27 protein-coding genes are annotated in these 23,655 nt (G+C 60.6%); 21 read left to right on the top strand and 6 right to left on the bottom strand.

Annotated elements, in window-relative coordinates; translation table 11 throughout:
• Positions 1-14 precede the first annotated feature (14 nt).
• Positions 15-1,004, top strand: coding sequence for a signal peptide peptidase SppA (sppA, locus tag K1X80_RS21135; protein ID WP_057439606.1), 990 nt, complete (start codon positions 15-17; stop codon positions 1,002-1,004).
• A 132-nt stretch (positions 1,005-1,136) separates the two neighbouring features.
• On the opposite strand, the gene K1X80_RS21130 is transcribed toward sppA, so the two are convergent.
• Positions 1,137-1,715, bottom strand: a complete 579-nt coding sequence (locus K1X80_RS21130) for a nucleoside triphosphate pyrophosphatase (protein ID WP_220172505.1) — start codon at positions 1,713-1,715, stop codon at positions 1,137-1,139.
• Positions 1,716-1,820: 105 nt separating this feature from the next.
• Here K1X80_RS21130 and K1X80_RS21125 point away from each other — a divergent pair, with 105 nt between their 5' ends.
• From K1X80_RS21125 to K1X80_RS21045, 17 genes are all read left to right on the top strand, one after another.
• Positions 1,821-2,351 carry a YceD family protein gene (locus K1X80_RS21125; protein ID WP_057960396.1) on the top strand — a complete coding sequence of 177 codons (531 nt, stop codon included), beginning with the start codon at positions 1,821-1,823 and terminating at the stop codon, positions 2,349-2,351.
• Between the two features lie 13 nt (positions 2,352-2,364).
• A complete protein-coding gene (gene rpmF, locus K1X80_RS21120; protein WP_004371305.1) occupies positions 2,365-2,547 on the top strand; it encodes a 50S ribosomal protein L32 in 183 nt (60 codons plus the stop codon).
• 4 nt (positions 2,548-2,551) lie between these two features.
• Positions 2,552-3,562: a phosphate acyltransferase PlsX gene (plsX, locus tag K1X80_RS21115; RefSeq protein WP_220172504.1), complete on the top strand. Its 1,011-nt coding sequence runs from the start codon at positions 2,552-2,554 to the stop codon at positions 3,560-3,562.
• Positions 3,563-3,689: 127 nt separating this feature from the next.
• A complete protein-coding gene (fabD, locus tag K1X80_RS21110; RefSeq protein ID WP_057960394.1) occupies positions 3,690-4,628 on the top strand; it encodes an ACP S-malonyltransferase in 939 nt (312 codons plus the stop codon).
• Between the two features lie 17 nt (positions 4,629-4,645).
• Positions 4,646-5,389, top strand: coding sequence for a 3-oxoacyl-ACP reductase FabG (fabG, locus tag K1X80_RS21105; protein ID WP_057439602.1), 744 nt, complete (start codon positions 4,646-4,648; stop codon positions 5,387-5,389).
• A gap of 192 nt (positions 5,390-5,581) precedes the next feature.
• Positions 5,582-5,821, top strand: coding sequence for an acyl carrier protein (acpP, locus tag K1X80_RS21100; protein ID WP_057439601.1), 240 nt, complete (start codon positions 5,582-5,584; stop codon positions 5,819-5,821).
• A 107-nt stretch (positions 5,822-5,928) separates the two neighbouring features.
• Complete coding sequence (gene fabF / locus K1X80_RS21095; RefSeq protein ID WP_057960393.1) at positions 5,929-7,173, top strand: beta-ketoacyl-ACP synthase II; 1,245 nt, start codon at positions 5,929-5,931, stop codon at positions 7,171-7,173.
• Positions 7,173-7,988: an aminodeoxychorismate lyase gene (pabC, locus tag K1X80_RS21090; RefSeq protein WP_220172503.1), complete on the top strand. Its 816-nt coding sequence runs from the start codon at positions 7,173-7,175 to the stop codon at positions 7,986-7,988. Before fabF ends, pabC begins: the two co-directional genes overlap by 1 nt.
• A 1-nt stretch (position 7,989) precedes the next feature.
• A complete protein-coding gene (gene mltG, locus K1X80_RS21085) occupies positions 7,990-9,081 on the top strand; it encodes an endolytic transglycosylase MltG (protein WP_057960418.1) in 1,092 nt (363 codons plus the stop codon).
• 19 nt (positions 9,082-9,100) lie between these two features.
• Positions 9,101-9,733, top strand: a complete 633-nt coding sequence (gene tmk / locus K1X80_RS21080; protein WP_057960391.1) for a dTMP kinase — start codon at positions 9,101-9,103, stop codon at positions 9,731-9,733.
• The gene (locus tag K1X80_RS21075) at positions 9,726-10,712 is read left to right on the top strand and encodes a DNA polymerase III subunit delta' (RefSeq protein WP_057439598.1); all 987 of its coding nucleotides are present in this window, start codon (positions 9,726-9,728) and stop codon (positions 10,710-10,712) included. The genes tmk and K1X80_RS21075 overlap by 8 nt, the downstream gene beginning before the upstream one ends.
• A 65-nt stretch (positions 10,713-10,777) precedes the next feature.
• Positions 10,778-11,560, top strand: coding sequence for a TatD family hydrolase (locus K1X80_RS21070; protein WP_120733904.1), 783 nt, complete (start codon positions 10,778-10,780; stop codon positions 11,558-11,560).
• A 426-nt stretch (positions 11,561-11,986) separates the two neighbouring features.
• Positions 11,987-12,640, top strand: a complete 654-nt coding sequence (locus tag K1X80_RS21065) for a TetR/AcrR family transcriptional regulator (RefSeq protein ID WP_057439597.1) — start codon at positions 11,987-11,989, stop codon at positions 12,638-12,640.
• Positions 12,641-12,779: 139 nt separating this feature from the next.
• A complete protein-coding gene (locus K1X80_RS21060; protein WP_057960389.1) occupies positions 12,780-13,748 on the top strand; it encodes a GTP 3',8-cyclase MoaA in 969 nt (322 codons plus the stop codon).
• Between the two features lie 74 nt (positions 13,749-13,822).
• Positions 13,823-14,428: a DUF4823 domain-containing protein gene (locus K1X80_RS21055; protein ID WP_057439595.1), complete on the top strand. Its 606-nt coding sequence runs from the start codon at positions 13,823-13,825 to the stop codon at positions 14,426-14,428.
• A 16-nt stretch (positions 14,429-14,444) separates the two neighbouring features.
• On the top strand, positions 14,445-15,011 hold the full coding sequence (locus tag K1X80_RS21050; RefSeq protein WP_057439594.1) for a DUF1285 domain-containing protein: 567 nt from the start codon (positions 14,445-14,447) through the stop codon (positions 15,009-15,011).
• A gap of 7 nt (positions 15,012-15,018) precedes the next feature.
• Complete coding sequence (locus K1X80_RS21045; RefSeq protein WP_057960388.1) at positions 15,019-15,756, top strand: bifunctional 2-polyprenyl-6-hydroxyphenol methylase/3-demethylubiquinol 3-O-methyltransferase UbiG; 738 nt, start codon at positions 15,019-15,021, stop codon at positions 15,754-15,756.
• 65 nt (positions 15,757-15,821) lie between these two features.
• Here the strand turns inward: K1X80_RS21045 and K1X80_RS21040 are convergent, their stop codons facing one another.
• The 3 genes from K1X80_RS21040 to K1X80_RS21030 all read right to left on the bottom strand — a co-directional run bounded on the left by K1X80_RS21040 (position 15,822) and on the right by K1X80_RS21030 (position 17,768).
• The gene (locus tag K1X80_RS21040; protein ID WP_057960387.1) at positions 15,822-16,082 is read right to left on the bottom strand and encodes a hypothetical protein; all 261 of its coding nucleotides are present in this window, start codon (positions 16,080-16,082) and stop codon (positions 15,822-15,824) included.
• A 53-nt stretch (positions 16,083-16,135) separates the two neighbouring features.
• Positions 16,136-16,474, bottom strand: a complete 339-nt coding sequence (locus K1X80_RS21035; RefSeq protein ID WP_057439593.1) for a hypothetical protein — start codon at positions 16,472-16,474, stop codon at positions 16,136-16,138.
• A gap of 85 nt (positions 16,475-16,559) precedes the next feature.
• Complete coding sequence (locus K1X80_RS21030; RefSeq protein WP_220172502.1) at positions 16,560-17,768, bottom strand: MFS transporter; 1,209 nt, start codon at positions 17,766-17,768, stop codon at positions 16,560-16,562.
• 184 nt (positions 17,769-17,952) lie between these two features.
• Here K1X80_RS21030 and K1X80_RS21025 point away from each other — a divergent pair, with 184 nt between their 5' ends.
• Together K1X80_RS21025 and K1X80_RS21020 are read left to right on the top strand one after the other, a co-directional pair.
• Positions 17,953-18,432 carry a GNAT family N-acetyltransferase gene (locus K1X80_RS21025; protein ID WP_057439591.1) on the top strand — a complete coding sequence of 160 codons (480 nt, stop codon included), beginning with the start codon at positions 17,953-17,955 and terminating at the stop codon, positions 18,430-18,432.
• A gap of 71 nt (positions 18,433-18,503) precedes the next feature.
• A complete protein-coding gene (locus K1X80_RS21020) occupies positions 18,504-19,307 on the top strand; it encodes an IclR family transcriptional regulator (RefSeq protein WP_057960385.1) in 804 nt (267 codons plus the stop codon).
• Here K1X80_RS21020 and K1X80_RS21015 read toward each other — a convergent pair whose 3' ends face one another.
• A complete protein-coding gene (locus tag K1X80_RS21015) occupies positions 19,308-20,360 on the bottom strand; it encodes an NAD(P)-dependent alcohol dehydrogenase (RefSeq protein WP_057960384.1) in 1,053 nt (350 codons plus the stop codon). It lies immediately after the preceding gene.
• A gap of 182 nt (positions 20,361-20,542) precedes the next feature.
• On the opposite strand from K1X80_RS21015, the gene K1X80_RS21010 reads away from it, so the two are divergent.
• Entirely contained in the window at positions 20,543-21,436 is an 894-nt protein-coding gene (locus K1X80_RS21010; protein WP_057439589.1) for an AraC family transcriptional regulator, read from the top strand.
• Between the two features lie 97 nt (positions 21,437-21,533).
• Here the strand turns inward: K1X80_RS21010 and K1X80_RS21005 are convergent, their stop codons facing one another.
• Positions 21,534-23,198: an electron transfer flavoprotein-ubiquinone oxidoreductase gene (locus K1X80_RS21005; RefSeq protein ID WP_115128743.1), complete on the bottom strand. Its 1,665-nt coding sequence runs from the start codon at positions 23,196-23,198 to the stop codon at positions 21,534-21,536.
• Positions 23,199-23,655: the final 457 nt, after the last annotated feature.

Raw genomic sequence — 23,655 nt, 5'->3', positions numbered from 1 at the left:
CTGGGGTAGATGGCATGACCGATGAGTGGAAGGCACCGACCAAGTCCGGTGCTGACAATGGCGATGATAAAAGCTGGAAGTTGTTGGAAAAGACCCTTCTGGCGGGCGTCCAGGAACAGCGCCGCGCCCGGCGCTGGGGGATCTTCTTCAAACTCCTGACCTTCACCTACCTGATTGGCATGCTGGTGTTGTTCAGTCCTTTGGTCGATATGGAAAAAAGCGCCGCCCGCAGTGGTAGCTATACCGCGTTGATCGAGGTGAGCGGGGTGATTGCCGACAAGGAGTCGGCCAGTGCCGACAATATCGTCAGCAGCTTGCGCACGGCTTTCGAGGATCCCAAGGTCAAGGGCGTGGTGTTGCGCATCAATAGCCCTGGCGGCAGTCCGGTGCAGTCGGGTTACGTCTATGACGAGATTCGCCGGCTGCGTGCCTTGCATCCAGAGACCAAGCTGTACGCGGTAATCTCTGACCTGGGCGCCTCGGGTGCCTATTACATCGCCAGCGCCGCCGACCAGATCTACGCCGACAAGGCCAGTCTGGTGGGTTCGATTGGCGTGACGGCGGCCGGCTACGGTTTTGTCGGGGCAATGGAGAAGCTGGGGGTTGAGCGTCGTACCTACACCTCCGGGGAGCACAAGTCGTTCCTTGACCCGTTCCAGCCGCAAAAGGCTGACGAAACCCAGTTCTGGCAGAGCGTGCTCGACACCACTCATCGCCAGTTCATTGCCAGCGTCAAGCAGGGGCGCGGTGAGCGGCTCAAGGATAAAGAACATCCGGAGTTGTTCTCGGGCCTGATCTGGTCGGGTGAGCAGGCATTGCCGCTGGGCTTGATTGATGGTCTGGGCAGTGCCAGTTCAGTAGCACGGGATGTGATTGGCGAGAAGGAGTTGGTGGACTTTACCGTCCAGGAATCGCCGTTCGACCGTTTCTCCAAGAAGCTGGGGGCCAGTGTGGCGGAGAAACTGGCGCTGTACATGGGTTTCCAGGGGCCGGCCTTGCGCTGATCTCGCGATTGGCATAGCTCAAAATGTGGGAGCGGGCTTGCCCGCGATTGCGGTGGATCAGCCAGCCAATGGGTTGCTGACAGGCCGTCATCGCGGGCAAGCCCGGCTCCCACATTGGTTTTTGTGGGGCTCTCAGGGGATTTGCACGCCTTCGGCCAGCAACATATCCACCAGGCGGATCAGTGGTAGTCCGACGAGGCTGGTGGCGTCTGGCCCTGCGGTGTTCTGAAACAGGCCCACTCCCAGTCCCTCGGCCTTGAAGCTGCCAGCGCAATCGTAGGGCTGCTCGATCCGCAGGTAGCGCTCGATCTGTGCCGGCGCCAGTTGGCGCATTGTGACGGTGAAGGGGATGCAGTCCACCTGGCAGTGCCCGGTGTCGCTATTGAGCAGGGCCAGGCCGGTCAGGAAGCTGACCTGTCTGCCACTGGCCGCCAGCAATTGCTCGCGGGCCCTTTCAAAGGTGTGGGGCTTGCCGATGATCTGGCCGTCCAGGGTCGCCACCTGGTCCGAGCCGATGATCAGGTGCCCTGGATGACTACCGGCCAGGGCGCGGGCTTTCTCTTCGGCCAGGCGCTTGACCAGGTCGATCGCGGACTCATTTATGCGATGGCTTTCGTCGATATCCGGAGAGCTGCAGATGAACGGCAGATGCAGGCGGTTCAGCAGTTCCCGGCGATAAACCGAGCTGGAAGCGAGTAATAAAGGCAACATGTGGCTCTCCTCAAGGCAGTCGCGGATTCTAGCGAGCGGACAGTCTGGCGCACAGGGCTGAATTTCCTTTGACATGGGCGGGTGCATCCCTATAATGCTGCGCCTATGTTGAATGACCCGATTCCACCTCACGTTGACCCGCGCAAATTGGCTGATCGTGGCACCACCCTCCAAGGTGAAGTGTTGCTGGCCGATTTGGAGAGACTCTGCGACCCGCTTTCCGACACTGTCGGTACGGTGCAGGCTAAATTCGTTTTTGAGCGAGATGAACGTAAATCTGTGGTAATCCACAGCTTTATCGACACCGAGGTCAAAATGGTTTGCCAGCGTTGTCTTGAGCTGGTCACCCTGCCGATCCACAGCGAATGCAGTTATGCTGTGGTGAAAGAGGGTGCGAATACCCAGTCGTTGCCGAAAGGTTATGACGTGCTGGAACTGGGCGAAGATCCTTTGGATCTGCATGCACTGATCGAGGAGGAGCTTTTGCTCGCCTTGCCCATTGTGCCTGCTCATCATCCGGAAGAATGCCAGCAGCCGGCGGGGCTCGATGACGAGTCCGAACCGAGCGAGGACGAGGTAACGCGGTCCAACCCGTTCAGTGTATTGGCGCAGTTAAAGCGTGACCCAAACGTTTAGGAGTTAATCAATTATGGCTGTTCAGCAGAACAAAAAATCCCGCTCTGCCCGTGACATGCGTCGTTCGCACGATGCCCTGACGGCAAGCACTCTGTCTGTAGAAAAAACCACCGGTGAAGTTCACCTGCGTCACCACGTATCGCCAGAAGGCGTATACCGTGGCCGTAAAGTGATCGACAAGGGCGCTGACGAGTAATCACTTGTCTGCTCAAGTCATCGCGATTGACGCAATGGGCGGGGACTTCGGTCCCCGCAGCATTGTCCAGGCATGCATTGCCAGCCTGTCTGCTACGCCCTCGCTGCACCTGACCCTCGTCGGTCAACCTTCCCTTCTTGAAGAACTGATTGCCAGTCATCCGGCTGTGGATCGCGCGCGCCTGACAATAATGCCGGCCAGCGAAACCATCGGCATGGATGAAAAGCCGGCCCAGGCCCTGCGTGGCAAACCTGATTCGTCAATGCGCGTGGCGCTTGAGTTGCTGCGCGATGGCAAGGTCCAGGCCTGTGTCAGCGCTGGCAATACCGGGGCCTTGATGGCGCTGTCGCGGCATGTGCTGAAAACCCTGCCGGGTATTGATCGGCCGGCGATGGTCGCGGCGATTCCGACACAGGGTGGCTATTGCCAGTTGCTGGACCTGGGGGCAAATGTCGATTGCAGCGTCGAGCACCTGCTGCACTTTGCCCTGATGGGCTCGGTCGCGGCCGAGGCGCTGGGTGTGGTGCGGCCACGGGTGGCCTTGCTGAACATCGGCACCGAGGACATCAAGGGCAACCAGCAGGTCAAGTTGGCCGCTAGCCTGTTGCAGCAGGCGCGGGGCTTGAATTACATCGGGTTTGTCGAAGGCGATGGGTTATATCGTGGCGAGGCCGATGTGGTGGTTTGTGACGGGTTTGTCGGAAATATCCTGCTTAAGTCCAGCGAAGGCCTGGCTACGATGATTGCTGCGCGGATCGAGGCGTTGTTCAAGCGCAATCTGGCTTCGCGGCTGGTGGGTGCCTTGGCGTTGCCGTTGATGCGGCGCTTGCAGGCGGACCTGGCCCCGGCGCGGCATAACGGCGCAAGCTTCCTCGGTCTGCAGGGTATTGTGGTAAAAAGCCACGGTTCTGCAGGTGTCCAGGGCTTTCAGAGTGCTATTGCGCGCGCGCTGATCGAGATCCAGGAGAACCTGCCGCAACGCTTGCATGGCCGTCTTGAGGATCTGTTGCCTTAGGCGAATCGGGCCGGGAATGCTTAAATGTGACCGGCCAGTTCAATTGACCATCCAATCTGTCAGTTTCTTGCGCTCCCAGCTGTGGGGCGTCAATTCACCGACGACCAGATCATTAGGGGCTTGTTACATGTCTACATCCCTCGCATTCGTCTTTCCAGGGCAGGGTTCGCAGTCCCTCGGCATGTTGGCCGAGCTGGGCGCGCAATACCCGCTGATCCTGGAAACATTCAAGGAAGCTTCCGCGGCCTTGGGCTACGACCTCTGGGCATTGACCCAGGACGGTCCGGAAGAACTGCTCAATCAAACCGATAAAACCCAGCCGGCCATCCTGACGGCGTCCATCGCGCTGTGGCGCGTTTGGCTGGCCGAAGGCGGCGCACGCCCGGCTTTTGTTGCCGGTCACAGCCTGGGCGAGTACAGCGCCCTGGTTGCGGCAGGCAGTCTGACCCTCGCTGAAGCGGTCAAGCTGGTAGAGCGCCGTGGCCAACTGATGCAAGAGGCGGTTCCGGCCGGGCAGGGCGGCATGGCCGCGATCCTGGGCCTGGACGACGCGGTGGTGATCGAAGCCTGTGCCGAAGCGGCCCAGGGCGAAGTGGTCAGCGCGGTCAACTTCAACTCCCCTGGCCAGGTGGTGATCGCCGGTGCCAAGGCTGCAGTTGAGCGTGCCATCGAAGGCTGCAAGGCCCGTGGGGCCAAGCGTGCCTTGCCGCTGCCGGTCAGCGTACCGTCCCACTGCGAACTGATGCGCCCGGCGGCCGAGCGTTTTGCCGAGTCCGTCGCCGCCATCAACTGGCAGGCACCGCAGATCCCGCTGGTGCAAAACGTCAGCGCCGACGTGGCCCCGGACCTGGAAACCCTCAAGCGCGACCTGCTGGAGCAACTGTACAAGCCGGTGCGCTGGGTTGAATCCGTGCAGACCCTGGCTGCCAAGGGCGCGACCCAACTGGTTGAGTGTGGCCCGGGCAAAGTCCTGGCCGGTCTCAACAAGCGCTGCGCCGAAGGCGTGTCGACTTCCAATCTCAATACCCCGGATGGCTTCGCAGCCGCCCGCGCCGCACTGGCCTGAACTAAGGAGAAGCCTGCATGAGTCTGCAAGGTAAAGTTGCACTGGTTACCGGCGCAAGCCGTGGCATTGGCCAGGCGATTGCCCTGGAACTGGGCCGTCAGGGCGCGGTAGTGATTGGTACTGCCACCTCCGCCTCGGGCGCCGAGCGTATCGCCGCGACCCTCAAGGAAAACGGCGTGCAGGGCACCGGCCTGGAACTCAACGTGACCAGCGATGAGTCCGTGGCTGCCGTGCTTGCCGAGATCACCGCACAATTCGGTACGCCGGCTATTCTGGTGAACAACGCCGGTATCACCCGTGACAACCTGATGATGCGCATGAAAGACGACGAGTGGTACGACGTGGTCGATACCAACCTGAACAGTCTGTTTCGCCTGTCCAAGGGTGTTTTGCGCGGCATGACCAAGGCGCGTTGGGGGCGAATTATCAATATTGGCTCCGTAGTGGGTGCCATGGGCAACGCAGGCCAAGTAAACTACGCCTCTGCCAAGGCCGGCCTGGAAGGTTTCAGCCGTGCCCTGGCGCGTGAAGTCGGCTCGCGGTCGATTACGGTCAACTCGGTGGCTCCAGGGTTCATCGACACCGATATGACCCGCGAACTGCCAGAAGCGCAGCGTGAAGCGTTGCTGACGCAAATTCCGCTGGGTCGTCTGGGCCAGGCTCAAGAGATCGCCAATGTGGTCTCTTTCCTGGCATCTGACGGTGCGGCATACGTGACTGGGGCTACAATCCCGGTGAACGGCGGGATGTACATGAGTTAAATTGTGACGGATCGCTTCAAAAAAATGTCATACGAGCTGTCTAAAATCCGTTATAAAGCTGCAATCTATTTATAGACAGGTGGTCGGTAGGGTACGAGGGTGAAGCTTTCAGTTGAAAAGCTGAAAAGCCTTTCTATACACTTACCCACTGGCCAGCTGCCTGAATTTGTCCATTAGGAGTGAAAACAAGGTATGAGCACCATCGAAGAGCGCGTCAAGAAAATCGTTGCCGAGCAACTGGGCGTTAAAGAAGATGAAGTGAAAAACACTTCTTCCTTCGTTGAAGACCTGGGTGCCGACTCCCTTGACACCGTTGAGCTGGTGATGGCTCTGGAAGAGGAATTCGAGACCGAAATCCCGGACGAAGAAGCTGAAAAAATCACTACTGTTCAAGCTGCTATCGACTACGTTACTGCTCACAACGACAAGTAATTTGTAGTCGTCGCTTGCTGTTGGGAAAAACCGCACTGCTATAACGGCGTGCGGTTTTTTCTTTAGGTTTGATGCAAAGTGTCGTCATCAAGAAAAAGGAGAGTGCTGTGTCGCGTAGACGCGTCGTAGTCACCGGTATGGGTATGTTGTCGCCACTGGGCACGGATGTGCCGAGCAGTTGGCAGGGCATTCTGGCTGGCCACAGTGGTATTGGTCTGATTGAGCATACGGACCTTTCTGCCTATTCCACCCGTTTTGGCGGCTCGGTAAAGGGCTTCAATGTCGAGGAATATCTCTCGATCAAGGAATCCCGCAAACTCGACCTGTTCATTCAATACGGCCTGGCAGCCGGTTTTCAGGCAGTGCGTAATGCAGGCCTGGAAGTCACCGATGCCAACCGTGAGCGCATCGGCGTGGCCATGGGTTCGGGTATTGGCGGTTTGACCAATATCGAAGAAACCAGCCGCACGCTGCACGAATCCGGCCCTCGTCGAATTTCACCGTTCTTCGTCCCGGGCTCGATCATCAATATGATTTCCGGTTTCCTGTCCATCCATCTGGGTGCCCAGGGGCCTAACTACGCCATTTCCACGGCGTGCACCACGGGCACTCACTGCATCGGCATGGCGGCGCGCAATATCGCCTATGACGAGGCGGACGTGATGATTGCCGGTGGCGCCGAAATGGCCGCCTGTGGCCTGGGCATGGGCGGCTTCGGCGCGTCCCGTGCGCTGTCGACGCGCAATGACGAGCCAACCCGCGCCAGTCGTCCGTGGGACAAGGGCCGTGATGGCTTTGTACTGTCCGACGGTGCCGGTGCCCTGGTCCTCGAAGAGCTGGAGCACGCCAAAGCGCGCGGCGCAACGATCTATGCCGAGTTGATCGGTTTTGGCATGAGTGGCGACGCGTATCACATGACGTCGCCACCCGCCGACGGCGCAGGCGCTGCGCGCTGCATCAGCAATGCGTTGCGCGATGCGAAGATCAATGGCGATCAAGTGCAGTACATCAATGCCCACGGCACCTCGACACCCACTGGCGATCTGGCGGAAGCGCAGGCCATCAAGTCGGTGTTCGGTGAGCACGCCTACAAGCTGGCGGTCAGTTCCACCAAGTCCATGACCGGTCACCTGCTGGGTGCGGCAGGCGCGGTTGAGGCGATCTTCAGTGTGCTGGCGATCAAGGACCAGGTCGCACCGCCGACCATCAACCTGGATGAGCCGGATGAAGGCTGCGACCTGAACTTCGTACCTCACGAGGCGCAGAAAATGCCGATCGACGTGGTGCTGTCCAACTCGTTCGGCTTTGGCGGTACCAACGGTTCCCTGGTGTTCCGCCGGTTCGCCGAGTAATGCGCAGCTGGGTCGACGGTCAGCCAGCGGACGCAGTGCCGCTCAAAGATCGCGGCCTGGCCTACGGCGATGGTTTGTTTGAAACCCTCGCGGTCAAGGCCGGGCAGCCCGTGCTGCTCGACCGCCACCTGCAACGCCTCGACGAGGGTTGCAGGCGCCTGGCGCTCGTTGCGGATCAGGCACTGATCCGCAACGAGTTACTGGCCTATGCGGCGGCCCTCGGTGACGGCGTTCTCAAGTTGATCCTGACCCGAGGCGATAGCCTGCGGGGGTATGGCATCAACGCAGGCGCACCCGTGCGCCGTATCCTGCAAGGCAGCCCACCTGCTACCTATCCCCCGGCCCACGGTTCATCAGGTGTCCGCCTGTTCCCATGTGTCACGCGTTTGTCCGAGCAACCCTTGCTCGCCGGCCTCAAACACCTCAATCGCCTCGAACAGGTCCTGGCTCGCGCCGAGTGGCAGGATGCCAATCACGCGGAAGGATTGATGCTGGATATGTCCGGGCGCGTCATCGAAGGCGTGTTCAGCAACCTGTTCCTGGTGGATAACGGCCAGTTGCTGACCGCCGACCTGAGCCGCTGTGGTGTGGCTGGCGTCATGCGGGCCGAGCTGTTGGCCCGTGCCGAGGCGTTGGGGCTCGTCACGACCGTGACCGATATCAGCCTTGCGCAGCTGCAACGGGCTGACGAAGTGTTTGTCTGCAATAGCGTATATGGCATTTGGCCGGTGCTTGGATGTGGGCCAATGAGCTGGTCGGCCGGGCCGCTCACCCGTAAACTGCAAGGCATTGTTCGCGCGCTATTGGGTGTTTGATTTGAGACGTAAAATTGTATTGCTGCTGGAGATCGGTCTGGTCCTGGCGGGTTTGCTATTGGGCTTTTCCGCCTGGAAGCTGAACTCGGCCTTGAAGCAACCGCTGAATCTGCCCCAGGAGCAATTGCTGGATGTAGCTGCTGGCGCGACCCCTACGGGCACTTTCAATCGTCTGGAAAGTGACGGTGTGCTGGAGGATGCCTTTTGGCTGCGTCTCTACTGGCGCTTCAACCTTGACGGCCAACCGCTGCACAGTGGCGAATACCGCATGACGCCAGGCCTGACGGCCCAGGGCCTGATTGGCCTGTGGCAGCGTGGTGAAGTGGTGCAGTACAGCCTGACCCTGGTGGAGGGCTGGAACTTCCGTCAGGTACGCAGTGCCTTGGCCAAGCATGAAAAGATCGAGCAGACCCTGTCGGGCTTGAGTGACACTGAGGTGATGGAAAAAATCGGCCATCCCGACGTGTTCCCCGAAGGGCGGTTCTTCCCCGACACCTACCGTTTCGTGCGCGGCATGACCGATGTCGAATTCCTGAAGAAAGCCTATAACCGCCTGGACGACGTACTGGCCCAGGAATGGCAGCGACGTGCCCCGGATGCGCCCTATACCGACCCCTACCAGGCGCTGATCATGGCGTCGCTGGTCGAGAAGGAAACTGGCGTGCCTGAAGAGCGTGGGCAGATTGCCGGGGTGTTTGTGCGGCGCCTGAAGATTGGCATGCTGCTGCAAACCGATCCCACGGTGATCTACGGCATGGGCGAGCGCTACAACGGCAAGTTGACGCGCGCGCACCTGAAAGAAGCCACACCCTATAACACCTACATGATCAGCGGCCTGCCGCCGACGCCGATTGCCATGGTTGGCCGCGAGGCGATTCATGCCGCGTTGAATCCGGTACCGGGCAGCAGCCTGTATTTCGTGGCCCGGGGCGATGGCAGCCATATTTTTTCCGATAGCCTGGACGCCCATAACGCGGCGGTGCGCGAGTACCAACTCAAGCGTCGCGCCGATTACCGCTCCAGCCCGGCACCCGCGCCGACCACCGTTGAGCCTGCCGCGCCTGACGCTGCGCCCGCGCAAAGCCCGCAATGACTCTGACTAAGGACTGCCTGTGACTGGCTTGTTTATTACCCTGGAAGGCCCGGAAGGCGCTGGCAAGAGTACCAACCGTGAATACCTGGCCGAGCGCTTGCGGGCTGAAGGTATCGAGGTGCTGCTGACCCGCGAGCCTGGCGGCACGCCCCTGGCCGAGAAGATCCGTGAGGTGTTGCTGGCCACTGGCGACGAGGTCATGCACCCGGACACCGAGCTGTTGCTGGTGTTTGCCGCCCGTGCCCAGCACTTGGCCGAAGTGATTCGCCCGGCGCTGGCCCGGGGCGCGGTGGTGATCTGCGACCGCTTCACCGATTCCACCTACGCCTATCAGGGCGCTGGCCGCGGCCTGTCCCTGGAGCGCATTGCGACCCTGGAGACCTTCGTCCAAGGCGACCTGCGCCCGCACTTGACCCTGGTCTTCGACCTGCCGGTAGACATCGGCCTGGCCCGGGCCAGCGCCCGTGGGCGCCTGGATCGTTTCGAGCTGGAAGGCCGAGCCTTTTTCGAGGCGGTGCGTGCGGCCTATCTCAAGCGTGCCGAAGCCGCGCCGTCGCGCTACTGCCTGCTGGATGCCGCTCAGCCCCTGGAACAGGTGCAGCGGGCCATCGATGAGCTGCTCCCCAAACTGTTGGAGCTGTACCGTGGCTGAAGCCTATCCGTGGCAGGACAGCCTCTGGCAGCAATTGGCCGGGCGTGCCCAGCACGCCCATGCCTATCTGCTCCATGGGCCGGTAGGCATCGGCAAGCGTGCCCTGGCCGAGCGCTTGATGGCCCGCCTGCTCTGCCAGCAGCCGGCAGGGCTGGAGGCGTGCGGGCACTGTAAGTCGTGCCTGCTACTCAAGGCCGGCAGCCATCCGGACAACTACGTGCTGGAACCGGAGGAGGCGGACAAGGCGATCAAGGTCGACCAGGTGCGCGACCTGGTGAGCTTCGTGGTGCAGACCGCGCAGATGGGCGGGCGCAAGGTGGTATTGATCGAGCCGGTGGAGTCGATGAATATCAACGCCGCCAACGCCTTGCTCAAGAGCCTTGAGGAGCCTTCTGGTGATACGGTGTTGTTGCTGGTGAGTCACCAGTCCAGCCGTCTGCTGCCGACCATTCGCAGTCGCTGCGTGCAACAGGCCTGCCCACTGCCAAGCGAGGCCATGAGCTTGCAGTGGCTGGGCCAGGCCTTGCCCGAATGCACTGAGCAGGAGCGGGTCGAATTGCTGACCCTGGCAGCCGGCTCGCCCTTGGCAGCGGTCAGCCTGCAGGCCCAGGGCGTACGCGAGCAGCGTGCGCTGGTGGTCGACGGGGTGAAGAAGCTGCTCAAGCAGGAGCAGTCTGCCACGCAGTTGGCCGAAGGCTGGAAAGACGTGCCGCTGTTGCTGCTGTTTGACTGGTTCTGCGACTGGTCCAGCCTGATCCTGCGATACCAATTGACCCAGGACGAAAACGGCCTGGGCTTGATGGACATGCGCAAGGTGGTGCAATACCTGGCGCAGAAAAGTGCCCAGGACAAGGTATTGAACATCCAGGACTGGATCCTCGCCCAACGCCAGAAGGTGCTGGGCAAGGCCAACCTGAACCGGGTGCTGCTGCTTGAGGCCCTGCTGGTGCAGTGGGTCGGGCTGCTCGGTCGACGTTGATATTTTCGGGGCCGACGGATGTTTCGTCGGCCAGACACTTCCTGTGACGCAAGTTGTAACTTCTTATGCTCGTAGATTCCCATTGCCACCTTGATCGCCTCGACCTCGCCGCCCACAACGGCTCCCTGGACGCTGCCCTCGACGCTGCGCGTCAGCGTGGCGTCGGGCACTTCCTGTGCATTGGCGTCAGCGCCGAGAACGCCGCCGACGTCAAGGCCCTGGCCGAACGCTATGCCGATGTGGATTGCTCGGTGGGCATCCACCCCCTGGACCTCAAGCCCGGTGAAGCCCCGGCCCTTGAGTGGCTGCTGGACGAACTCAATCACCCGCGGGTGGTGGCTATTGGCGAGACCGGCCTGGACTACCACTACGAGCCGGAAGCCGCCGAGTTGCAGCAAGCCTCGTTCCGCCTGCACCTGCAAGCGGCGCAGCAGACCGGCAAGCCGGTGATCGTGCATACCCGCGGCGCCCGCGCCGACACCCTGGCCTTGCTGCGCGAAGCCGCTCTGCCCCAGGCGGGTGTGTTGCACTGTTTTACCGAGGACTGGGAGATGGCCAAGGCGGCCCTCGACCTGGGGTTCTATATTTCCTTGTCGGGCATCGTCACCTTCCGCAACGCCGAGGCCCTGCGGGACGTGGCGCGCCAGGTGCCGGCCGATCGCTTGCTGGTCGAGACCGATTCACCCTACCTGGCGCCGATCCCCCATCGCGGCAAACCCAACCTGCCGGAATATGTGCGGGATGTGGCGGATTACCTGGCAATGCTGCGCGGCGAGTCGGTGGAGCGTTTTGCCGAGCAGACCACCGCCAACTTCAAGCGTCTGTTCCCGCTGGCCCACGTTCGCTGAATCCCAGGCAAAAAAAACCCGGGTTCTGGGGGGTGAATCCGGGCTAAGACCATTAGGAGTAAACAAGGATACGCGGTCCGTTGGTACCCATATCGGTGTGTCACTTGGGGGAGATGTCACACCGACAGATGAAGTATTGATCAGTATCCCGTGCAGTCCAGCCGCTTCTGGTCGTTTTTTAAACAGATTTGGAATACATCCGCTTCGCTTGAGTTCTCATGGGGCGGCAGTACATCGTGCGAATCTATGCTTTATTTCTGACCGATAGCGCCTGATTCGTTGGCGTGCTGTAAGTTTAGTGTATGGGTTGTTCATATAGACGTTGCCCAACGACCGTGCAGTCGGGATAATCCCTCGCACCGGGTAAAACGTTCCGTCATCGGCACGCTCATCCCTTCCAATACTGACCTCTGCAGACCTCTTTCTATGCACAAAGAACCCCGTAAGGTCCGTGAGTTTCGCCGCCGTGAGCAGGAAATTCTCGACACCGCGCTCAAATTGTTCCTCGAACAGGGTGAAGACAGCGTCACCGTCGAGATGATTGCGGATGCCGTGGGTATCGGCAAAGGCACGATCTATAAGCACTTCAAGTCCAAGGCCGAGATTTACTTGCGCCTGATGCTCGACTACGAGCGCGATTTGAACGAGTTGCTGCATTCGGCCGATGTCGACAAGGACAAGGAAGCCCTGTCCCGGGCGTACTTTGAGTTCCGCATGCGTGACCCGCAGCGTTACCGCCTGTTTGACCGCCTGGAAGAAAAAGTGGTCAAGGGCCACCAGGTGCCGGAAATGGTCGAGGAACTGCACAAGATCCGTGCCTCGAACTTCGAACGCCTGACCCTGCTGATCAAAGGCCGGATCAGCGAAGGCAAGCTGGAAGACGTGCCGCCTTACTTCCATTACTGCGCCGCGTGGGCGTTGGTGCATGGCGCCGTGGCGCTGTACCACTCGCCATTCTGGAGCAATGTGCTGGAAGATCAGGAAGGCTTCTTCCAATTCCTGATGGACATCGGCGTGCGCATGGGCAACAAGCGCAAGCACAGCAGCGACCAGCCTAACCCCGAGACGCCTGCCACCTAAGGCATTCATCCGGGCAATGGCCGGCTGATTTACTGCCGTATGTGATAACCCAGGAATATACTCAGGCAAGGACCTTGCTAAAATCTGATTTATGAGTCAGGTTTTAGCGCGCCCGAATTATCCTCTGCCGGAGTGATCCATGATCGTTGATCGTCAAGGCAGGCGTTTTCGCAATTTGCGGATCAGCCTGACCTCAGCCTGCAATTACGCCTGTACCTACTGCGTGCCCAACGGCAAGCGGCTGGTGGCTGCGCAGGACGAACTCTCGGCCGAGGCCATGGCGCGTGGCGTGGCCTACCTGATCGAGGCAGCGGGCATTGATCGCCTGCGGATCACCGGCGGCGAGCCGCTGGTCAGCCCCAAGCTCGAAACCTTTATGCAGGCCGTCGGGCAGATGGGCTTGAGTGATATCAGCCTGACCACCAATGGCCAGTTACTGGCGCGCAAGTTGCCACTGCTGGTGGATGCCGGCATTCGTCGTATCAACGTGTCCCTCGACACCCTGGATGCCGATGCCTTTCGCGGGATTGCCCGGGGCGGCGACCTGGCCACGGTGCTTGATGGCATGGACCAGGCACGTGCGGCGGGGATCAAGATCAAGGTCAATATGGTGCCGCTGCGCGGGCAGAACCTCGACCAGGTGATGCCGCTGCTGGAATATTGCCTGGCGCGCGGTTATGAACTGCGTTTTATCGAGTTGATGCGCATGGGCCACCTGGCTAGCGACTCCAACGCCTTCCTGCAGCAATTTGTCAGCCTGCAACAACTGTTGAGCCTGATTGGCGAACATCACGAATACCTGCAGGCCGACGCCCCGGTGGATGCCACGGCCGTGCGCTATGAAATTCCCGGCCAGGGCCACTTCGGCGTGATCGCCAATGAAAGCGTGCCGTTTTGCCGAACCTGTTCACGCCTGCGTCTGTCTTCCACAGGTTGGCTGCACGGCTGTCTGTCTTCGAGCAACCGCCACTATGTCGGCGACTTGTTGGACAAGCCGCGTCATCAGGCCTTGCCGGCGTTACAGGGCTTGCTGGTCAAGGCCTTGGGCGATAAGCAGGAAGTGGCGTTTTCGGGCGGGGCGACGGTGATGAAGATCATTGGCGGCTAGCCAGGCAAGCTGGCGCAAAATCTGCATCTCGTGCCCATTCGCCGGTTTTCCGTCACCGGCCTCTGGAGGATAGGATGCGTAGTCTGGTTTTGTTGCTGGCGTCGTTTGCGCTGGGTGGCTGCATGACAGTCAGCGATATGGCCGAAGGCACTCGCTATCAGATGAGCGATGCCGGTTTGCTGGACCACAGCGACACACGTCGTTCCAACTCGGTTCGCATTCAGCCCGATTCCTTTGTGTTTATCGCCCAGGGTGCGTTCACGCCGCCGGGCAGTGCCTACCCGCGACCCAATGTGGTGGCCGAAGAAGCCTTCAACGGTTTTATCGAATACTTCCCCATGGTCCGCCGCGCCCGCGCCCCGGAAGGTTTGGAGCAGGCCATGGCCGAAGCCCGTGAAGCAGGTGCCCATTACCTGTTGTACACGCGGTTCGCCAAGGCTGATGATCGCATTGGCAATGCAGATGAATGGGCCGACCAGGAAGCCCTGGACCGGCTGGGTGTCGACAGTGGCGTGATCCAGATTATGTTGATCGAGACCAGCACCCAGTATTTGATTGATACTGCACGGATCCGCAGTCGTGGCGGTTTACTGACGTTCCACGACAATAAACCCGAAGATTTGCTTGGCCCACCGTTGCGGCAGTACGCCCGCAGCCTGCTGGGCATGAGCGACCAGTAATTCAAAGGAGAACAGCATGACGGGTTCGGCCAAGGCCAATGATTTGTTGGCACAGTTGCCCAAGGGCAAGGGACCGGCTCCGGTTCATCTGTGGAACCCGGATTTCTGTGGCGATATCGACATGCGTATCGCCCGCGACGGCACCTGGTACTACCTGGGCACCCCCATCGGGCGTAAACCGATGGTCAAGCTGTTCTCCAATATCATCCGCCGCGATGGCGATGATTACTTTTTGATCACTCCGGTGGAAAAGGTCGGGATCAAGGTAGATGACGCGCCATTTGTGGCGGTGTCGATGGAGGTCGAGGGGCAGGGCGAAAGCCAACTCCTGCGGTTTACCTCCAATGTCGAAGACGTCATCGAAGCCGGCCCCGAACACCCGTTGCGGGTGGTGATTGATCCGCAGACCCAGGAACCGTCGCCCTACGTGCGGGTGCGCAACAACCTTGAAGCACTGGTTCATCGCAACGTGTTCTACCAGATGGTGGAGCTGGCGGTGACGCGCCTGATCGATGGCGAGAGTTGGCTGGGCATCTGGAGTGGCGGGGTGTTCTTTCCGATAGGCCTGGAACCCAGGGATTGATACCGGCGTGACGCAGAATATCTACGATACCCCAGCCTTTTTCGCGGGCTACAGTCAAATGGGCCGCTCCCTGCAAGGGTTGGCAGGTGCGCCGGAATGGCCCGCGTTGCAGGCGTTGTTGCCGCTGATGCAGGGATTGAAGGTGGTGGACCTGGGCTGTGGTTATGGCTGGTTCAGCCGCTGGGCCCAGGAACAGGGCGCCGAACAGGTGCTGGGGCTGGACGTCTCACAGAAGATGCTGGCGCGGGCGAAGGAAATGACTTCATCCTCGGCCATTACTTATGCCATTGCCGACCTCGAGCAGCTTGATCTGCCCGATGCGGCTTATGACCTGGCCTACAGCTCGCTGGCCTTTCACTACATCACCGATCTACCCGGGCTGTTTGCCCGTATTCATAAAGCCCTGAAGCCGGGAGGACGGCTGGTTTTCTCTATCGAGCACCCGATCTTCATGGCGCCCCGGCAACCGGGCTGGCAGGTCGATGAGCAAGGGCGTAAAAGCTGGCCGCTGGACAGTTATCAACTGGAAGGGCCACGGGTCACCGACTGGCTGGCCAAGGGTGTGATCAAGCAGCACCGTACCCTGGGCACGCTGCTCAACATGTTGATCAAAGCAGGCTTGAGCCTGAGCCATATTGAAGAATGGGGCCCGAGTGCCGCGGACCTTGTGGCCCGGCCAGAGTTGGCGGAGGAGCTGGAGCGGCCGATGATGTTGCTGGTGGCTGCGCAACGCCCAACGCTGTAGGTGATGCCTGGCGAAAGGGCGAGCACTGCGCACTCAAGCGCAGCCTCGCCAGGGCTCGACAGCCGCTACGGCTGGCTTTCCAGCTTGCGGGCGGCGTCCACGCCAGAGGCCGTCAGTTTGATCGGCAGGTGCAGCGCGTGTTCGCCGGCCTCGTTGCAGGTCACGTGGCCTTCCTTGATCAGTCCACGCTCCTGAAGAGTGGCCAGGGTGCTGGCCACGATTTTTTCGCCCCGGTAGTTATCCAGCACCTCCTTACCCAAACCGTTCGGGTGCGCGTGCAGCAGGCGGGTGAGGACTTCTTTCTCCAGGTTTTTATCGACGTTCATGCATACCTCTTCAGGGTCAGTGGTGGGGTAGTGTTCGTCTGTCGGTCAAGGGGTCAAGGTTGTTTCGGTGCGCCGGGCAGGTTGTCATCGTTGCCGCTCGGAGCGGCGTTCTTGCCGGGGCCGATCTTGCCGTTCTCCACATCGGTACCCAGGCCCTGGCGGTTGCCGTCATTGCCTTGGGTGCGTGGGTCGGCACCGTTCTGGATGATGGCTCCGCCATTGGTATCCAGGCCGGTGCCCATGGAGTCTTTGCTCTCTTGGGTGGCAGGGTTGGGCGGGCTGCCAATCGGGTCGGTCTTGCCGGTGGAAGGGTCGGACGCGGCGAAGCTGCCTAGAGATACCGCAGACAGCAACCCGGCGAGGGCGAGGGCAGTCACTTTGGAAGTATTCATGGTGGAGCCTCCATAGGAATAAAGTCCTTACCTTAGGTTGGTCTGCCCGCCCTTATTGTTGGTGCCTGGATCACGACGAACGGTGTCAGCTCACCTGTAAGATTTTGTGTTTGGCAACCCGGCGCCAGATCAGGCGCGCCAGCGTAATCAGCCAGTTGAGCAAGGCGATGCCCAGTACGCTCGCCAGTAGGGTCGGTACGCCTTGCTCGACGATCAGCTTGCCGGCCAGCAGCGGGAAGCCGAAGACCCCTATAAAGTACGACAGGCTGAACAGCAGCAAGGCCTGGGACGTGCTGGCGTTCGGCGCTTCATTGGCGGCCAGGCCGTTGATCACCGAATAGGTCAGGCCGTAACCGACCCCCAAGGTAACGGCCGCCAGCAAGTAGCTGAAGCTGTCATGCACGCCGAAGCTCAACAGCAGGATCGACACCACCATCAACCCAGACAACACACAGGCCGACCAGTACGCATCGCGCCTGACCACAAAGCTGGCAATCAACAAACGACTGGTGATTGCCGCCCCCATGAAGCCCAGAAAGAACAGCGAATAATCCAGCCCATGGCGTGCCGCGTAGCTGGTCTGGAAACTCGACAGCCCGCCAAATACACAGCCGCCCAGGCCGACCATGATGATCGCGAATACCGCCTTGGACCCCAGCACACGCCGGGTGCTGGCCCAGGAGATTTTCGAGACGGCGCCGGCGCCCAGCGAGTTGGGTTGTTGCTGGAGATGGCTGCCCAGGCGCCAGAAGATCAGCACGCCCACGAGGCTTGCGAGGGCCGCGATATAAAACGCGGTTTCCAGGGGCAGGCCCAGGGCGCTGGCCGCCCGTCCCAACAAGGGGCCCGAACCGATGCCGGTCATCATGCTGCCCGACAGCCAGGCGAAATATTGGGCTCTTTGGCTGGGCTGCACCAGCATCGCCACGATGATCGGGCCCAGGGTATAGAACACGCCCCAGCCCAGTCCGAGGGCCAGGCCGAACAGCATCAGGCCCTGGCCAAAACCCGGCGTCAGGGCAAAGCCCAGGCAGGCGGCCACCAGCAGGCTCCCCAGGCAGGCAATCGCGCGCGCGGCACCCAGGGCGTCGGCCAGGTGCCCGGACACAATCACCGCGATAAACGTACTGAGCATCGCCATGGAGATCACGCTGCCGGCGTCATGCTCATTGCCGCCTCTGGAATCAATCAGCAGCGATAACAAAAACGTCGAACCGTACGACAGTGACAGCAGGTAGCTGGCAAGGCACAACAAGGCGAAGAGCTTTCCGCCAACCGGAGCAGTGGGGTGCATGGGCGAACCTGGGCGTCTGTTGGATTTATGGCGGACTTTTTACCATGCGCTACCGCCCGGTTTGTTCTGTGGTTACCGGTGCCAACATTGCTGCAGGGCGGAGTAATCACCTGCATAAAACCCTGCAAGCGGTCATCAAAGGGCCTTAGTATGTGTCCTTTCTTTTTTAGCCGCAGGCCTGTTCATGACCATCGAGATTCGCCCCGCCGTGCCCAGCGATGCTGCGCAGATCCTGACCTTCATCACTGAACTGGCCGAGTACGAAAAAGCCCGCCACGAAGTGATCGCCAGCGTGGTGGACATCGAGCGCAGCCTGTTCAGCGAAGGCGCTACTGCCCATGGCCTGATCTGCCTGCGTGATGGCTTGCCGATTGGTTTTGCGGTGTTTTTCTTTAGCTATTCCACCTGGCTGGGCAGCAACTGCCTGTACCTGGAAGACTTGTATATCAACCCGGAACAGCGCGGCGGGGGGGCGGGCAAGAAGTTGCTGCGCCACCTGGCCAAGATCGCCTATGACAATGGTTGTGGGCGCTTTGAATGGAGCGTGCTGGACTGGAACGAGCCGGCCATTGCCTTCTATAAGTCCATCGGTGCCCAACCCCAGGAAGAATGGGTGCGGTACCGCATGGAAGGCGACGCATTGCGCGACTTTGCCCAGGGCTGAGATCGGCCCTGTCTTGGGGCCTGGCATTTGCCATAATGGCCGCCGCTTTCGCATTTCTAGATAGGCCCTACATGCAGGAAAACCCACCCATTCCCGCCAAAGACCCCGCGCCCACGGGCACCCAGACCCTGCTGCGCGGCCTCGGCGTGGTGCAGGCGGTGGCGGCCGGCGCGCGTGACCTCAAGGAAATCGCCCGGCGCATCGGCACCACCCGCAGCACCACCCACCGCCTGGCCAGTTGCCTGGTGGATGAGCGCTACCTGCGAGTGGTGCCGCAAGTCGGTTACCTGTTGGGGCCGAAGCTGATCGAACTGGGTTTCCAGGCGCGGGAAGAGCTGCCGCTGGTGACGCTGGCGATACCCTATCTGGACGAGCTGTCGGCGCTGACCGGCGACACCATCCACCTGGCGATCCGCGAGTTCGACGATGTGCTGTACCTGCACAAGAACCCCGGGCGCAATGGTCCGGAAATGCGTTCGCGGGTCGGTCACCGCATGCCCCTGGCACGTACCGGAATCGGCAAGGCCTTGTTGCTCGATGACTCGCAAGAGGAGTGGCAGCGCCTGTATCAGGTCAGCTTGCCGGTAGGCGGGAAAAACCTGCACTGGCCGCAGCACCCGGAGCAATCCTGGGAGCAGTTTGAGCAGCGCATGCGTGAATACGTGGCGGGTGGCTATGCATTCGACCTGGAAGACAACGAACCGTCGATCCGCTGCGTCGCCGCACCGGTGCGCGATGCCAGCCGGCGGATTGTCGCCGGCATCAGCATCGCCAGTACGGTGCCCTACATGCCGCTGGAAAAAATGGCCGAGCTGATCCCCCTGGTCAAGCAGGTCGCAGCGCGGCTGTCCGCAGAGTTGGGCGCGAAGGCCTGATCAGGCTTTCAAGGTGGTCATGTCGATCACGAAGCGGTACTTCACGTCGCCCGCAATCATGCGCGCATAGGCTTCGTTGATCTGGCGGATATCGAGCATTTCGATGTCGCAGGTAATGCCGTGCTCGGCGCAGAAATCCAGGACTTCCTGGGTTTCGGCAATGCCGCCGATCAGCGAGCCAGCCAGGACTTTACGGCCCAATACCAGCTTGGCGGCATTGACCGGCGGGTCGACCGGTTCGATCAAACCTACCAGGATATGCACGCCGTCAAAGCGCAGAACATCGAGGTAGGGGTTCAGATCGTGCTGCACCGGAATGGTGTCCAGCAGGAAGTCGAAGCTGCCGGCGGCGGCTTTCATCTGCTCGGCATCGGTGGACACGATCACATGATCGGCACCCTGGCGTCGGCCTTCTTCTGCCTTGTTCGCCGAGCGGGTGAACAGCGTCACTTCGGCGCCCATGGCCTTGGCGAACTTGATGCCCATATGGCCCAGGCCGCCCATGCCGAGAACCCCCACCTTGTCGCCGGCCTTGACCCCGTAGTGCTTGAGTGGCGAGTAAGTGGTGATGCCCGCGCAGAGGATCGGCGCGGCGCTGGCCAGGTCGAGCTTGGCCGGGATCTTCACCACAAAGTGCTCGCTGACCACGATGCTGTCGGAGTAGCCGCCCATGGTGTTGCTGCCGTCTACCCGGTCCGGGGTGGCGTAGGTCATGGTCGGGCCTTCGAGGCAGTATTGCTCCAGGTCCGATTTGCACGCTTCGCAGTGGCGGCACGAATCCACCATGCAGCCCACGCCGACCAGGTCGCCAACCTTATGGGCGGTGACGCTGGCGCCGACGGCAGTGACCTTGCCGACAATCTCGTGGCCCGGCATCAATGGGTACACGGCGATGCCCCATTCGTTGCGTGCCTGGTGGATGTCGGAGTGGCAGACGCCGCAGTACAGGATTTCGATCGCCACGTCATCGGCGCGTGGGCTACGGCGCTCGAAGGACATGGGGGCGAGGGGAGTGGTGGCCGACTGGGCGGCATAACCGATGGCAGTGTACATGGTGCAAACCTCGCAAAAGCGTGGACGGGAGAGGTGGCGAATTCTGCGCGTCGACCCTGTGGGCGAACATGGCAAATGCTCCGAGTCTCATGCCTATTCGTCCGGGAGTGCCCGTGGATTGGATTCATTGGTCGCCAGACCTGCGATGATGTTCCTATCCCTTTTTCGCGAAGTTTTTTGCCATGTTGTTGACCCGCCATCTTGATGCCAACGCCACGCTGGTTTCCTTGATTGAGGGGCTTACGCCCTGCGACGGTTTTTCCCCGACCCACCTGGCAGGCGTGCAGGTGCTGCGCGCCAGTTGCGACGTGGCGCGCGGGCCGCAGATCTACGAACCGAGCCTGATGTTCGTGGCCCAAGGCAGCAAGCTCGCCTACCTGGGCCCGCGCACCCTGGAGTATGGCGCCGGGCATTACCTGATCCAGGCGATGCCGGTGCCGTTCGAGTGCGAGACGTTTGCCATGGCCGCCGATGCCCCGCTGTATGGCGTGACCGTAGGCATTGATCGGGTGGTGCTGGGCGAATTGGTGATGGCTATGGGCATGCAAGCCGGCCCGCCGCCGGCGGCGCAGACCTTGGAGTCGATGAGCTCGGTGGTGCTCGATGACGCGATGCGCGGTTGCGTCGAGCGGCTGTTGCAGTGCCTGCACGATCCACTGGAAGCCCGGATCATGGGGCCGGCGCGGGTGCGGGAATTATTGTTCACCGCCTTGCGCGGGCCACAGGCCGATGTGCTGCGGGCCCTGGTGGAACAGCAGGGGCAGTTCTCGCGGATTGCCACCTCATTGAATCACCTGCATGCCCATTACGCCGAACCGCTGAACATCGAGACCCTGGCCGGTTATGCGCATATGAGTGCGTCGACGTTTCATGAGCATTTCAAGCGCTGCACCCTGCTGTCGCCGGTGCAGTACCTCAAGCGCTTGCGCCTGCTCAAGGCCCAGCAGTTGTTACTGGCAGAAGGCATGGGTGTGGCGCAGGCGGCGCATAACGTGGGGTATCAGAGTACGTCGCAGTTCAGTCGGGAATATAAGCGCTATTTCCTGCGCAACCCGGGTGAAGAGCGAGCGGCATAGATGATCGTTCCCACGCGGAGCGGGGGAACGAGCAGGCAAGCCCACATTGACTCGAGTCGCCCATAAAAAAGGCTCCCATTTGGGAGCCTCAGTTGGCTTACATATTCGGGTAAGTCGGCCCACCCGCGCCTTCCGGCGTCACCCAGGTGATGTTCTGCGAAGGGTCCTTGATGTCACAGGTCTTGCAGTGCACACAGTTCTGGGCGTTGATCTGGAAGCGCTTCTCGCCGTCTTCCTGGGTGATCACTTCGTACACGCCAGCCGGGCAGTAGCGTTGCGCCGGTTCATCGTAGAGCGGCAGGTTGGTGCCGATCGGGATGCTCGGGTCCTTGAGTTTCAAGTGGCACGGCTGTTCTTCTTCATGGTTGGTGCTGGAGAGGAACACCGAGCTCAGCTTGTCGAAGCTCAGCTTGCCGTCGGGTTTGGGGTAGTCGATCTTCTGGCTGTCCTTGGCCAGCTTGAGGCAGGCGTAGTCCGGCTTGGTGTCATGCAGGGTGAACGGCATTTTGCCGCCGAGGATGTTCTGGTCGAACCAGTTGAAGCCGGCACCGATGATCGGGCCGAACTTGTGCATCGCCGGGCCGAAGTTACGGGTGGCGAACAGTTCCTCATAGAGCCAGCTGGCTTTGAAGCTGTCGACGTAGGCCGTCAGTTCATCACCGCCTTCGGATTCGGCGAACAGACGGTCAGCCACGGCGTCTGCGGCGAGCATGCCGGACTTCATGGCGGTGTGGCTGCCCTTGATCTTGGCCACGTTCATGGTTCCCAGGTCGCAACCGATCAGGGCGCCGCCCTTGAATACCATCTTCGGCAGCGAGTTGATGCCGCCCTTGGCCAGGGCGCGCGCGCCGTAGCTGATGCGCTTGCCGCCTTCCAGGTACTGGGCCAGCACCGGGTGATGCTTGAGGCGCTGGAACTCATCGAACGGCGACAGGAAGGTGTTGCTGTAGGACAGGTCGACGATCAGGCCTACGACCACCTGGTTGTTTTCCAGGTGATAGAGGAACGAACCACCGGTGTTCTCGTTGCGCATGATGTCCAGCGGCCAGCCGGCGGTGTGGACCACCAGGCCTGGTTGGTGCTTGGCCGGGTCGATTTCCCAGATTTCCTTGAGGCCGATGCCGTAGTGCTGTACGTCGGCATCGCTGTCCAGGTTGAAGCGCTGGATCAGTTGTTTGCCCAGGTGCCCACGGCAGCCTTCGGCGAACAGCGTGTACTTGCCGCGCAGTTCCATGCCTGGGGTGTACAGGCCTTCTTTGGGATGACCTTCACGGTCGACGCCGAGGTCGCCGGTGATGATCCCGCGCACTACGCCGTTTTCGTCGAACAGTACTTCCTGGGCCGCGAAACCTGGGTAGATTTCCACGCCCAGGTTCTCGGCCTGCTGGGCCAGCCAGCGGCACAGGTTACCCAGGGAGATGATGTAGTTGCCTTCGTTGTGCATGGTCTTGGGCACAAAGAAGTCAGGCACCTTGGTGGAGGTGTCGCTGCTGCGCAGTACATAGATGTCGTCGCGCACCACCGGGGTGTTGAGTGGAGCGCCCAGTTCTTTCCAGTCCGGGAACAATTCGTTCAGGGCGCGTGGTTCAAACACGGCGCCGGACAGGATATGTGCGCCGACTTCCGAGCCTTTTTCGACCACGCAGACGCTGATTTCCTTACCGGCTTCGGCGGCCTTCTGCTTCAGTCGGCAGGCGGCAGACAGGCCCGACGGCCCTGCGCCGACGATGACCACGTCGAATTCCATGTATTCGCGTTCCACAGGCTATCTCCTACTCAAGGCTCAACAGTTTTTTTTCTAATGGGTGGAGGTTCGGTGTTTTATCTGTCGTCTTCTGCGCCAATTTCTTACAAAAGGGCAGGGGACGACCCACCTTTCTCTCTAGGTGGCGCATTATATCTACACCACTCTCAGCGTCCAATACAAACGTTTGTTTGAATTGCCCGCGAGCTAGGTAAATCAAAGCAACGCGGCTTATATCTGACCATTTTGCTGTATTGACCGGAAAAGGTGTTCCGGTCAATATACGGTCGGTTTTGCGCTTCTCGTAGGCGGACTGCCGGTTTCAAGGCCACGTCCAAAGACAAGGCACTGCTCATGCAGGTTGACGCGCACGTAATGCTGGCGCGCAGTTTACACGTTGCAACGATGAATGACTTGTCAGTCACCCCTGACGAACGGTCTTTATTATTGAGTACGTGCAACGTTACCTGTCATG

The organism is Pseudomonas sp. So3.2b, from assembly GCF_019464415.1.
Classification (GTDB): Bacteria; Pseudomonadota; Gammaproteobacteria; order Pseudomonadales; family Pseudomonadaceae; genus Aquipseudomonas; species Aquipseudomonas shahriarae.
Note: the sequence above shows the minus strand (reverse complement) of the source record. Positions and strands in the feature narration are given on the sequence as shown.

What these genes read in the sequence shown, in the direction of transcription:
- sppA (WP_057439606.1), top strand. Translation starts at nt 15, where the DNA reads ATGACCGATGAGTGGAAGGCACCGACCAAGTCCGGTGCTGACAATGGC.
- K1X80_RS21130 (WP_220172505.1), bottom strand. Translation starts at nt 1,715, where the DNA reads ATGTTGCCTTTATTACTCGCTTCCAGCTCGGTTTATCGCCGGGAACTG.
- K1X80_RS21125 (WP_057960396.1), top strand. Translation starts at nt 1,821, where the DNA reads ATGTTGAATGACCCGATTCCACCTCACGTTGACCCGCGCAAATTGGCT.
- rpmF (WP_004371305.1), top strand. Translation starts at nt 2,365, where the DNA reads ATGGCTGTTCAGCAGAACAAAAAATCCCGCTCTGCCCGTGACATGCGT.
- fabD (WP_057960394.1), top strand. Translation starts at nt 3,690, where the DNA reads ATGTCTACATCCCTCGCATTCGTCTTTCCAGGGCAGGGTTCGCAGTCC.
- fabG (WP_057439602.1), top strand. Translation starts at nt 4,646, where the DNA reads ATGAGTCTGCAAGGTAAAGTTGCACTGGTTACCGGCGCAAGCCGTGGC.
- acpP (WP_057439601.1), top strand. Translation starts at nt 5,582, where the DNA reads ATGAGCACCATCGAAGAGCGCGTCAAGAAAATCGTTGCCGAGCAACTG.
- pabC (WP_220172503.1), top strand. Translation starts at nt 7,173, where the DNA reads ATGCGCAGCTGGGTCGACGGTCAGCCAGCGGACGCAGTGCCGCTCAAA.
- K1X80_RS21070 (WP_120733904.1), top strand. Translation starts at nt 10,778, where the DNA reads ATGCTCGTAGATTCCCATTGCCACCTTGATCGCCTCGACCTCGCCGCC.
- K1X80_RS21065 (WP_057439597.1), top strand. Translation starts at nt 11,987, where the DNA reads ATGCACAAAGAACCCCGTAAGGTCCGTGAGTTTCGCCGCCGTGAGCAG.
- K1X80_RS21060 (WP_057960389.1), top strand. Translation starts at nt 12,780, where the DNA reads ATGATCGTTGATCGTCAAGGCAGGCGTTTTCGCAATTTGCGGATCAGC.
- K1X80_RS21055 (WP_057439595.1), top strand. Translation starts at nt 13,823, where the DNA reads ATGCGTAGTCTGGTTTTGTTGCTGGCGTCGTTTGCGCTGGGTGGCTGC.
- K1X80_RS21050 (WP_057439594.1), top strand. Translation starts at nt 14,445, where the DNA reads ATGACGGGTTCGGCCAAGGCCAATGATTTGTTGGCACAGTTGCCCAAG.
- K1X80_RS21040 (WP_057960387.1), bottom strand. Translation starts at nt 16,082, where the DNA reads ATGAACGTCGATAAAAACCTGGAGAAAGAAGTCCTCACCCGCCTGCTG.
- K1X80_RS21035 (WP_057439593.1), bottom strand. Translation starts at nt 16,474, where the DNA reads ATGAATACTTCCAAAGTGACTGCCCTCGCCCTCGCCGGGTTGCTGTCT.
- K1X80_RS21030 (WP_220172502.1), bottom strand. Translation starts at nt 17,768, where the DNA reads ATGCACCCCACTGCTCCGGTTGGCGGAAAGCTCTTCGCCTTGTTGTGC.
- K1X80_RS21025 (WP_057439591.1), top strand. Translation starts at nt 17,953, where the DNA reads ATGACCATCGAGATTCGCCCCGCCGTGCCCAGCGATGCTGCGCAGATC.
- K1X80_RS21020 (WP_057960385.1), top strand. Translation starts at nt 18,504, where the DNA reads ATGCAGGAAAACCCACCCATTCCCGCCAAAGACCCCGCGCCCACGGGC.
- K1X80_RS21015 (WP_057960384.1), bottom strand. Translation starts at nt 20,360, where the DNA reads ATGTACACTGCCATCGGTTATGCCGCCCAGTCGGCCACCACTCCCCTC.
- K1X80_RS21010 (WP_057439589.1), top strand. Translation starts at nt 20,543, where the DNA reads ATGTTGTTGACCCGCCATCTTGATGCCAACGCCACGCTGGTTTCCTTG.